Raw genomic sequence first — 10663 nt, forward strand, 5'->3', positions numbered from 1 at the left:
TCGTCGATCTCGAGAGTGGACGTCACGCCGGTGCTGATGCGCGCTGAGGCGGGCGCGCGGTACCGCTCGTCCCTTTTACGCCTCCCGTACTCCGCGGCGCGGTTAAATGCGCCGCAGCATACAAATCCGGGTGCCCGCGGCGGATCGCGCGCAGGCCGGTTCCGTAAGCCCGGTCCGAGGTAGCGATCGTGGCGCGATCCGAGCAGCGGAAATCCGTCGCGCGGCCGCTCAGCCTGGCGGTCCTGGGGCGGGCACGAATCGTGCGCGCGCTGCGGGCGGTTCCGATCCGCTGGCGCATCCTCTCGATCGCCGCGCTGAACTCGGCGGTCGTCATCGTTCTGGCGGCGCTGATCTGGAACGGCGCGACGGTGCTGGGCACGGCCTGGGACGACGTTCGCCAGGTCCGGGAATCCGACAAGGTCCTGGCCCTGCTCGAAAGCGAGACGAGCCGGCTGCAGAACCTCATTCATCGCTACATCAATCAGCCGAGCCCGGAGCTGTTTGCCGAGATCCTGCTGCTGCGCGAGGCCGTGCTCGGGACGCTGACGACGCGCGCCTCGACCGACCCGATGCTGTCGGGGTCGGTCGAGGAGCTGGAGCGCGTCACCGTGCGCTTTCTGGACGGCTTCGGCGAGCTGCGCAGCCTGCAGGCGACCATCTCCAAGACCTATGAGGACGAGGTCCTCGGCCCAGCCCGCGACATCGCCGGGCTGTATTCGGTGATCGAAGGTGCGACCGGCCATCGCGACGCGCAGATCTGGCCCTCGCTCGGCAAATCGCGCGAGGCCTTCACCGCCATGCTGGTCGCGGCCAATTCCTACTATCTATCGCTCGCGCCCGCCTCCGCCGACGACGCGCGCCGCAACACGGAGACGATCGAGAAGACCATTCCGGTGATGTCGAGCCTTGCGGACAATGATCTGCAGCGCCTGGCGCTGCAGCGGCTGTCGGCCCGGACTGCGGCATTGCGCGCGGGATTCTCCAAGCTCACCGATCAGCTCACCAACCGCACCGAGCTGCTGCGCAACACCATCGATGCGAGCCAGGCCGAGACCATCGGCGCCATCGACGGCCTGTCGGTGAAGATGCGCCAGCACGAGCAGAAGGCGCAGGCGACGTTCGATCGGACGTTGAAGGACATCTCCCGCCGCGTCCTCTCGATCGCAGTGATCTTCCTGGGAGTGATCCTCTCCGCCGGCGTGCTGATCGCCTTGTCGATCCGGCTGCCGCTGCAGCAGATCATGGCCTCGATGCGCGCGATCATGCTGGGCGACTACGACCGCGAGGTCCAAGGCACCGAGGCGCGCGACGAGGTCGGCGCGATGGCCCGCGCCGTCGAGACCTTCCGCGAGAACGCGATCGCCAAGCGCAAGACCGAGGACGAGCTCCGCGCCGCGAAGGAAGAGGCCGAGAGCGCCCTGCTCGAACTCAGCGCCGCACAGCGCAACCTGATCGATGCCGAGCGGCTGGCGGCGCTGGGCGGGCTCGTCGCCGGCGTCGCCCACGAGGTGAACAATCCGATCGGCATCAGCCTGACGGTGGCCTCCAGCTTCGCGCGCCGGGTCGAGATGTTCGAGGCAGCGCTGCGGTCGCCCGAAGGCGGCCTGCGCCGGTCGCAGCTGGAGGAGTTCGTGCGCACCTCGCGCGACGCGTCCGAGCAGCTGGTGGCCAATCTGCAGCGCGCCGGCGAGTTGATCCAGTCGTTCAAGCAGGTCGCGGTCGACCGCTCCCATGCGGAGCGACGGACCTTCGTCCTGAGCGAGGCGACCGATCAGATCATCACCAGCCTCAAGCCGGTGCTCAAGCGCGCGCCGATCACGCTGGCGGTCGACGTCCCCGAAGGGCTCTTCATCGACAGCTATCCCGGGTTCTACGGTCAGATTCTCACCAACCTGTTCCTCAACGCCGTCAACCATGCCTTTGCCGACGGCCGCGCGGGCACCATCTCGATCACGGCGCGGCCGCGCGGCGCGGATGACATCGAGATCATTTTCGCCGATAACGGGGCCGGCATGACCCCCGACGTGCAGCGCCAGGCCTTCGATCCGTTCTTCACGACACGCCGCAACGAAGGGGGAACGGGGCTCGGGCTGCATATCGTCTACAATCTGGTGACGCAGCAGCTTGGCGGCCGCATGATGCTGGAATCCCGCGAGGGACAAGGTACCACCTTTCGGATTATCATGCCGCGGGTCGCCAAGGGCGGCGCCGAGACAGCAATGGGTGACGGAACGACGCAATGGCCGAACAGGACGATGTCCTCCAACTGATCGAGGATACCGGTTTCGACGAGGACGACCGTTCGGCCCGGAAATGGAAGATCGCCGTCATCGACGACGACCATGCCGTGCACGAAGGCACCCGCTTTGCGCTGTCGGACTACAGCCTGAACGGCCAGGGGCTGGAAATCCTCTCCGCCTATTCGGCGGCCGAGGGCCGCGCCCTGATGCGGGAGCACACCGACGTCGCAGCGGTGCTGCTCGACGTCATCATGGAGACCGACGTCGCCGGGCTCGAGCTCGTCGAATACATCCGCAACGAGATCAAGAACGAGACCGTCCGCATCATCCTGCGGACCGGACAGCCCGGCCAGGCGCCGGAGCGGCGCGTCATCGTCCAGTACGACATCAACGACTACAAGGCCAAGACCGAGCTCACCGCCGACAAGCTGTTCACATCGCTGACGGCAGCGCTGCGCAGCTACCAGCAGCTCGAGCGCATGGTGCAGACAAGGCGCGGCCTGGAGATCATCATCGACGCCGCCTCGACGCTGTATGATTTCAAGTCGATGCAGCGGCTGGCCGAGGGCGTGCTGACCCAGATCGCGTCGCTGCTCAACGTCGATTGCGCCGGGATCCTGGTGCTGCGCGACGACGGCAGCCAGACCGAGGATTTTTCGGTGCTGGCCGGCTCCGGCTGCTACAGCCGCTTCTCCGGCGCCGTCACCTCGCGCTCGCTCGATCCCGACCTGCGCGACATGGTCGAGGCCGCCTTCAGGCAGCGCAGCAACGAATTCGCCGACCATCGCACCGTGCTCTATGTCCGCACCGGCTCGGGGCGCGAGGTCGTGGTGCTGCTGCAGGCGGAGCGGCCGCTGTCCGAGACCGACCGCTCGCTGGTCGAGATCTTCTCCAGCCGGCTGTCGATCGCCTTCGACAACGTGATCCTCTATCAGCAGCTGCATGAGGCCAACACCCAGCTCGAGGACCGCGTCGCCCAGCGCACCCGCGCGCTGATGCAGGCCAACCGGCGGCTGTCGGCGCAATGGCTGCGGCTGCAGCGCGCCAACGGCTTCAAGAACGAGATTCTCGGCACCGTCGCCCATGACCTGAAGAATCCGCTGGGCGTCATTCTCGGCCGCACGGAAATGCTGACCGAGTTGATCGCAACCGGTGCATCCGCCGAGGGCATCACCAGCCAGGTCGGACATATCCGTGATGCCGCCAAGCGGCTGACCTCGATGGTCGACCATCTGATCTCGGATGCGATGGCCGACGCCTTCGACATCACCATCCGCCGCGAGCCGGTCGACATCACAGCCCTGATCCACGAGGTGGTCGAGGCCAACCAGCCGCTCGCCCTCAACAAGCAACAGGTCATCGAGGTCTCGGCGCCGACGCTGCTGTCGACGATGTGCGACATCGACCGGATCCGCGAAGCGATCGACAATCTCTTGAGCAACGCCATCAAGTACAGCCCGATCGGCGGCAGGATCATCGTGAATGCCTCGGACGATGGCGACAACACCATCATCGGCATCACCGACCAGGGCGCTGGCCTCTCGCCGGAGGATCTCGGCCGGCTGTTCGGCCGGTTCCAGCGGCTGTCGGCCAAACCGACCGCGGGCGAGAGCTCGACCGGGCTCGGCCTGTCGATTGTCAAACGCATCGTCGACATGCATGGTGGCGAGGTGACGGCCAGGAGCGAAGGGCCGGGATCCGGATCGACCTTCACCATCACACTGCCGGCGGCCGAATTGTCATGAGTCAGAGCCAGCACATCATCATCGTCGACGACGAGGCGCCCGCCCGCGAAATGGTGGGTGATTACCTCAAGATGCACGGCTTCACCGTGACCTTGTGCGATGGCGGCAAGAGCCTGCGCAGCGCCATCGAAACCGGCCCGGCCGATCTCGTCGTGCTCGACCTCAACATGCCCGAAGAGGACGGACTGTCAATCATCCGCGATCTCAAGGGCCGCACCAACATCCCCGTGATCATGCTGACGGCCACCGCCAGCCCGATCGACCGCGTGGTCGGGCTTGAGCTCGGGGCCGACGATTACGTCGCCAAGCCGTGCGAATTGCGTGAATTGATGGCCCGGATCCGCTCCGTGCTGCGCCGCAGCGGTCCAGCCAAGGCTGCGGCGGCCGTCACGGAGACCGCTCCGGCCCAGGCCAAAAACCCGCAATTGGTGCGGTTCGGCACCAAATGGCTGGATCTCGATGCCCAGGCGCTGCGCGACGACGAAGGCAACGAGCATCCGCTGACGGCTTCCGAGTACGGCCTGCTCAAAGTGTTCGCCGCCAACCCGAAGCGGGTGCTGTCGCGCGAGCGGCTGCTGGAGCTCGCCAATGCCCGCGATGCCGAGGCCTTCGACCGCGCCGTGGACCTGCGAATCATGCGGATCCGCCGCAAGATCGAGCCCGATCCGACCAAACCGGCCGTGATCCGGACCATTCGCGGCGGCGGCTACCTGTTCTCCCCGGCCGGCGACAAGGCCTGAAGCGGGCCAGCCGGCGGCAGCCGGAGCGACCTGTTCGCCCGCATTTCGTTCCGCAAATTGGAATAAGGCACAATTCCGCCACGACTGTTTCGCGATGTGCGGCGCGACGAAACATTTCCGCAGGCGCACGAAACCATTTTCCTGTTTTCGTGCAGACGTCCCGAAACGGGCGCTCCTTAACAATCCATCCCGTCGAAACGCCGCAAGGGGGCGGCGGAACGGGAGAGTGCCATGCAGAACGTCGTTGCCATCAATTCCGCAGCCAGCCAGGGCATCATCGCAGCCCAGGCGACCACGGACGACATGCTCCTGGAGAGCATTGCCGATGGCGATCGCACCGCGATGCACACGCTTTATGCGCGCCACAATGTGCGGGTCTATCGCTTCATCCTGCGCATCGTGCGCGACACCACGATCGCCGAGGACCTCGTCAGCCAGGTGTTCCTGGACGTCTGGCGCACCGCCAAGCAGTTCGAGGGCCGCTCGCAGGTCTCGACCTGGCTGCTCTCGATCGCCCGCTTCAAGGCGCTGACCGCACTGCGCCAGCGCCGCTTCGAGGACATCGACCAGGACGAGGTGCGAGAGATCGCCGACGACTCCGACACGCCGGAAACGTCGCTCGAGCGTTCGACGACCAGCGCCATCCTGCGCGCCTGCGTCGCCAAGCTGTCGCCGGCGCATCGCGAGATCATCACCCTGATCTACTACCACGAGAAGTCCGTGGAGGAGGTCGGCCAGATCATCGGCATCCCCCAGAGCACGGTGAAGACCCGCATGTTCTACGCCCGCAAGCACCTCGCCGAACTGCTGCGCGGCGCCGGCGTGCACAGCCTCGCCGCCTGATTCACCTTCATTCTCGTCGGGACCAAGGTCCCGGCGGGTTCCCGTGACGACGACATCGAGAAAATCGCCGAACGAAACAATTGAAACAATCGGCGAAATCACCTGGAAAATTTCGGCCGCTAGAACGTTTTCCATCAGCCGAGCCTCAGTCCCCCAGCTGATCTCGGTTTGGAGCGAGCAAATTCAAGGTTACCTCCACCTTCCAAGGTTGCTCCGAAGACCCGGCGGATGCCCCTGCCGGGTCTTCGTCGTTTGGGATCGCTCACGCCGCCAATAGGGCGATTTGACCATTTGATATCGTGCGTTGCCGGTGCAATCTTCCGTCATGGGGCGATGCTACAAGCCCCGTGGCAATGACGGACGGTGCTGATGTTCGGTTTGGATGCGGTTGAGCTGGCGCGCGCGCAGTTCGCCTTCACGGTCACCTTCCACATCATCTTCCCCGCCTTCTCGATCGGGCTCGCGTCCTACCTCGCCGTGCTCGAGGCGCTGTGGCTGTGGACCGGACGCGACGTCTATCTCAACGTCTTCAATTACTGGCTCAAGATCTTCGCCATCGCGTTTGCCATGGGTGTCGTCTCCGGCATCGTGATGTCCTACCAGTTCGGCACCAACTGGTCGGTGTATTCCGACAAGGTCGGCCCGGTGATCGGCCCGCTGATGGCCTATGAGGTGCTGACCGCCTTCTTCCTCGAGGCCGGCTTCCTCGGCGTCATGCTGTTCGGCCTGAAGCGCGTCGGCCCGAAGCTGCATTTCCTCGCCACCCTGATGGTCGCAGTGGGCACGCTGATCTCGGCATTCTGGATCCTCTCGGCCAACTCCTGGATGCAGACGCCGGCCGGCTATGCCGTCAACGCCGACGGCCAGTTCGTCTCGGTCGACTGGCTCGCAGTCATCTTCAACCCGTCCTTCCCCTATCGCCTCGTGCACATGGTGCTCGCGGCCTATCTGACCACCTCGCTCGTGGTCGGCGCCGTCGGCGCCTGGCATCTGCTGCGCAATCCGCACCTGCCGGGCCCGCGCGTGATGTTCTCGATGGCGATGTGGATGGCCGCCCTGGTGGCGCCGCTGCAGATCCTGGTCGGCGATCAGCATGGGCTCAACACGCTCGAGCACCAGCCGGTGAAGATCATGGCCATGGAAGGCCATTTCGAGAGCCACAAGGACGGCGCGCCGCTGTACCTGTTCGGCTGGCCCGACCAGGCCAAGGGCGAGCTGAAATGGGCGCTCGGCATCCCCAAGTTCGGCTCGCTGATCCTCAAGCACCAGATCGACGCTCCGATGGCCGGGCTCGACACCGTGCCGCGGCAGGACTGGCCGCCGGTGCCGATCACGTTCTGGTCGTTCCGCATCATGGTCGGCCTGGGCCTGCTGATGTTGGCGCTCGGCGGGTTCAGCCTGTGGGAGCGCTGGCGCGGCCGGCTGTACATCAACCGCGGCCTGCACCGCTTCGCGATTGCGATGGGACCGGCGGGGTTCATCGCCGTCATGGCCGGCTGGATCACCACCGAGACCGGCCGCCAGCCGTTCACGGTGTACGGGCTGCTGCGCACCGCGGATTCCGTGTCGCCGCTCGCCGCCCCGGCCGTCGGCACGTCGCTGCTCGCCTTCATCGTCGTGTATTTCATCATCTTTGCCGCCGGCGTGATGTACATCCTGCGCCTGATGGCTGAGCCGCCGCATCCCGGCGAGCCGGGCCCGAGCAGCGAGCAGCCGGTCCGCACCGCCGGCATCACGCCGGCCGCCGGTGTCGTGCAGGGAGCCGTCGGATCATGAGCGTCACCGTCGATCTCGCCACCCTCTGGGCGTTCATCATCGCGCTCGCCGTGTTCATCTACGTCGTGATGGACGGCTTCGATCTCGGCTTGGGCATCCTGTTCCCGCTGTTTCCCGGCAGGCAGGACCGCGACGTCATCACCAACACCGTGGCGCCGGTGTGGGACGGCAACGAGACCTGGCTGGTGCTCGGCGGCGGTGGCCTGATGGCCGCGTTCCCGCTCGCTTATGCGATCCTGATGCCCGCGCTGTATGCGCCGCTGATCGCGATGCTGGTCGGCCTGATCTTCCGCGGCGTCGCCTTCGAATTCCGCTGGCGCACCCGCGCCCAGCGCAATCTGTGGGACATCGCCTTTGCCGGCGGCTCCTGGGTCGCGACGCTGGCGCAGGGCATCGCGCTCGGCGCCATCCTGCAGGGCGTGCATGTCGAGGGGCGTAACTATGCCGGCGGCTGGTGGGACTGGCTGACGCCGTTCAGCCTGCTCACCGGCGTCTCGCTCGTGATCGGCTATGCGCTGCTCGGCGCCACCTGGCTGATCCTCAAGACCGAGGGCGACCTGCGCGACAAGGCCTACCGCATCAGCTGGGTCCTGCTGTTCGCGATGCTGCTCGCCATTGCCGCCGTCAGCCTGTGGACGCCGCTGCTCACCATTCAATATTCGGACCGCTGGTTCAGGTGGCCGGCGATCATTCTCACCGCGCCGGTGCCGCTCGCCGTCATTGGCGTCACCGTGCTGATGATGAAGAACCTCGCCCAGAAGCGCGATGGCTGGCCGTTCTTTCTCGCGCTCGCGCTGTTCTTGCTGTCCTACGCCGGCCTCGGCATCAGCATGTATCCCTACGTCGTGCCGCAGAGCATCACGATCTGGCAGGCGGCAGCACCCGAACGCAGCCAATTGATCATGCTGCCGGGCGTGCTGGTGCTGGTGCCGCTGATCCTCGCCTACACCGGCTGGGCCTATTGGGTGTTTCGCGGCAAGGTCGGGCACGACAGCGGCTATCATTGATGCCCTCCGAGCAGCCTGCCCCACTCGCGAAGCGCCTCGCCTGGTTCGTTGCGCTGTGGCTCGCCGGCGTGGCGACCGTCGGCGCGGTGGCCTTCCTGCTGCGGCTCTGGATGAAGCTCGGATGACAGCGGGTGCGCCCTGCGCTCACCTTGACTTTGCTGCGAATATGCTCCTGAAATTTGGCGGGTGGATTTGATCGGGCAAGCTTCGCAGGGGTCCGTCGAGGAGAGCTTTGAATGCCGAGTTTCCGTCGCCTGCTGTGTGCGGCCAGCGCCATCATTGCGCTGGCACTGTCCACATCGCATAGTTTTGCCCAGTCCGAGGACCCCGGCGATCAGCCCGGCCTCGTCGCCGATGACGGCTACGAGCTCGATCCCGAATGGCGCAAGCAGGTGGTCTATTTCCGCACCACCGAGCCGCCGGGCACCATCATCGTGTCCACCGCCGAACGCCACCTCTATCTCGTGCAGCCGGGCGGACGTGCCATCCGCTACGGCATCGGCGTCGGCCGTGACGGCTTCCAGTGGCAGGGGCTGCTGTCGATCACCAAGAAGGCCGAGTGGCCGGATTGGACGCCGCCGCCGGAGATGATCCAGCGCCAGCCCTATCTGCCGCGCTTCATGGCCGGCGGCCCCGGCAACCCCTTGGGCGCGCGCGCGATGTATCTGGGCACCACCGTATACCGCATCCACGGCACCAACCAGCCCTGGACGATCGGCAGCAAGATTTCCTCGGGCTGCTTCCGCCTGGTGAATGCCGATGTCGCCGACCTGTTCGACCGCGTGCCGGTCGGCACCAAGGTCGTGGTGCGGCAGAAGCCGGAACTGTGACGGCGGCGCCCGCCGCCCGACATTCAGCCATCGCTTCGTCCTGACATTTTTTGAAAGAGATTGACCATGCGCACTTTCCGAGGCGGCCTGCTGATCGGGCTCGCCGTCGCCGTCCTCGTCGCGGCGCTCGCCGTCACCTATGAGATGTACGACACCCGCACGCTGAAGCGGACCATCCGCCGCGGCGAGGTGCTGTGCGGCGTCAATGCCGGCCTGCCCGGCTTCTCGATTCCCGATGACAAGGGCAATTGGAGCGGCTTCGACGTCGACTTCTGCCGCGCCGTGGCCGCCGCGATCTTCGACGATCCGAAGAAGGCGAAGTTCGTGCCGCTCGACGCCAGTGAGCGCTTCAAGGAGCTGCAGAGCCGCAAGGTCGACATCCTCTCGCGCAACACCACCTGGTCGATGGCGCGCGAGCAGAACTACGACCTGTATTTCCCCGCAGTCGCCTATTACGACGGCCAGGGCTTCATGGTGCCGCGGTCGCGCAAGCTGGAGACGGCGCTCGACCTCAACGGCAGCAAGGTCTGCGTGCTGGATTCCACCACCAACGCGCTCAACCTCGGCGACTATTTCCGCACCAACAACATGAAGTATGAGGAGGTGAAGTTTTCGAAGCTCGACGACGTCATCAAGGCGTATGACAGCGGCAAATGCGACACCTTCACCGCCGACGTCTCGCAGCTCTACGCGCTGCGACTGACGCTGTCGAAGCCCGCCGATCACGACATCCTGCCCGACCTGATCTCCAAGGAGCCGCTCGCGCCCGTGGTGCGCCAGCGCGACGACGACTGGATGATGATCGTCAAGTGGACGCTGTACGCGATGATCAATGCCGAGGAGCTCGGCGTCACCTCCAAGAACATCGACGAGGCGCTGAAGTCGAAGAAGCCGGACGTGATGCGGCTGGTCGGCAACGAGGGCAGCTACGGCGAGGACCTCGGGCTGACGAAGGATTGGGCGGCGCGCGTGATCCGTCACGTCGGCAATTACGGCGAGGTCTATGAGCGCAATGTCGGCAGCGAGTCCAAGCTGAAGATCCCGCGCGGCATGAACCAGCTCTGGAACGCCGGCGGCGTGCAATACGCACCGCCGATCAGGTAGGGGTTTCCGCTCCCCCTCGCCGTCATCGCGAGGAGCAACGCGACGAAGCGATCCAGGATTGTCAGAGAGACTCTGGATTGCTTCGCTTCGCTCGCAATGACGGAGCATGACGTAACCTTCTCGCGACGCCTCTCGCGCCCGAGCTTTGCCAAATCTCCACCCTCCGTAAATCGAGGGCGCAGGGAAGGCCAGGTGCCGACTGGCACCTGCGGTCCGCCTGCGAAAAAAATGCAGGCGGCAGAACCACAGGCTCAGCCGGGACAACCCGGCCTTCCCTGCGCGATGGTGTTAACGCTTATGGCGCGCTCTTGTGTGTTCGAAACCTGCCAGAATGTGCGAACGGGCGGTTCTGACCAACCGCCCGTCGCTGGATCTGAG

General features: G+C 65.5%; 9 protein-coding genes. All 9 read left to right on the forward strand.

Annotated elements, in window-relative coordinates:
- Positions 1–284: 284 nt before the first annotated feature.
- The gene (locus QX010_RS23030) at positions 285–2270 is read left to right on the forward strand and encodes an ATP-binding protein (RefSeq protein WP_410051978.1); all 1986 of its coding nucleotides are present in this window, start codon (positions 285–287) and stop codon (positions 2268–2270) included.
- Complete coding sequence (locus QX010_RS23035) at positions 2240–3985, forward strand: DUF3369 domain-containing protein (protein WP_316182052.1); 1746 nt, start codon at positions 2240–2242, stop codon at positions 3983–3985. Before QX010_RS23030 ends, QX010_RS23035 begins: the two co-directional genes overlap by 31 nt.
- On the forward strand, positions 3982–4725 hold the full coding sequence (locus QX010_RS23040) for a response regulator (RefSeq protein ID WP_315801637.1): 744 nt from the start codon (positions 3982–3984) through the stop codon (positions 4723–4725). The genes QX010_RS23035 and QX010_RS23040 overlap by 4 nt, the downstream gene beginning before the upstream one ends.
- A 231-nt stretch (positions 4726–4956) precedes the next feature.
- Entirely contained in the window at positions 4957–5568 is a 612-nt protein-coding gene (locus QX010_RS23045; protein WP_315801638.1) for a sigma-70 family RNA polymerase sigma factor, read from the forward strand.
- A 369-nt stretch (positions 5569–5937) separates the two neighbouring features.
- Positions 5938–7344 carry a cytochrome ubiquinol oxidase subunit I gene (locus QX010_RS23050; protein WP_315801639.1) on the forward strand — a complete coding sequence of 469 codons (1407 nt, stop codon included), beginning with the start codon at positions 5938–5940 and terminating at the stop codon, positions 7342–7344.
- Entirely contained in the window at positions 7341–8351 is a 1011-nt protein-coding gene (cydB, locus tag QX010_RS23055; RefSeq protein WP_315801640.1) for a cytochrome d ubiquinol oxidase subunit II, read from the forward strand. Before QX010_RS23050 ends, cydB begins: the two co-directional genes overlap by 4 nt.
- Positions 8351–8476 (forward strand): DUF2474 family protein, encoded by a 126-nt coding sequence (locus QX010_RS23060; RefSeq protein ID WP_315801641.1) that lies wholly within the window; start codon positions 8351–8353, stop codon positions 8474–8476. The genes cydB and QX010_RS23060 overlap by 1 nt, the downstream gene beginning before the upstream one ends.
- A 111-nt stretch (positions 8477–8587) precedes the next feature.
- Entirely contained in the window at positions 8588–9181 is a 594-nt protein-coding gene (locus QX010_RS23065) for a L,D-transpeptidase (protein WP_315717095.1), read from the forward strand.
- Between the two features lie 66 nt (positions 9182–9247).
- Positions 9248–10285: an amino acid ABC transporter substrate-binding protein gene (locus QX010_RS23070; protein ID WP_316182053.1), complete on the forward strand. Its 1038-nt coding sequence runs from the start codon at positions 9248–9250 to the stop codon at positions 10283–10285.
- Positions 10286–10663 lie beyond the last annotated feature (378 nt).

The sequence above is a fragment of the Bradyrhizobium sp. SZCCHNRI1009 genome (assembly GCF_032487575.1).
GTDB lineage: Bacteria > Pseudomonadota > Alphaproteobacteria > Rhizobiales > Xanthobacteraceae > Bradyrhizobium.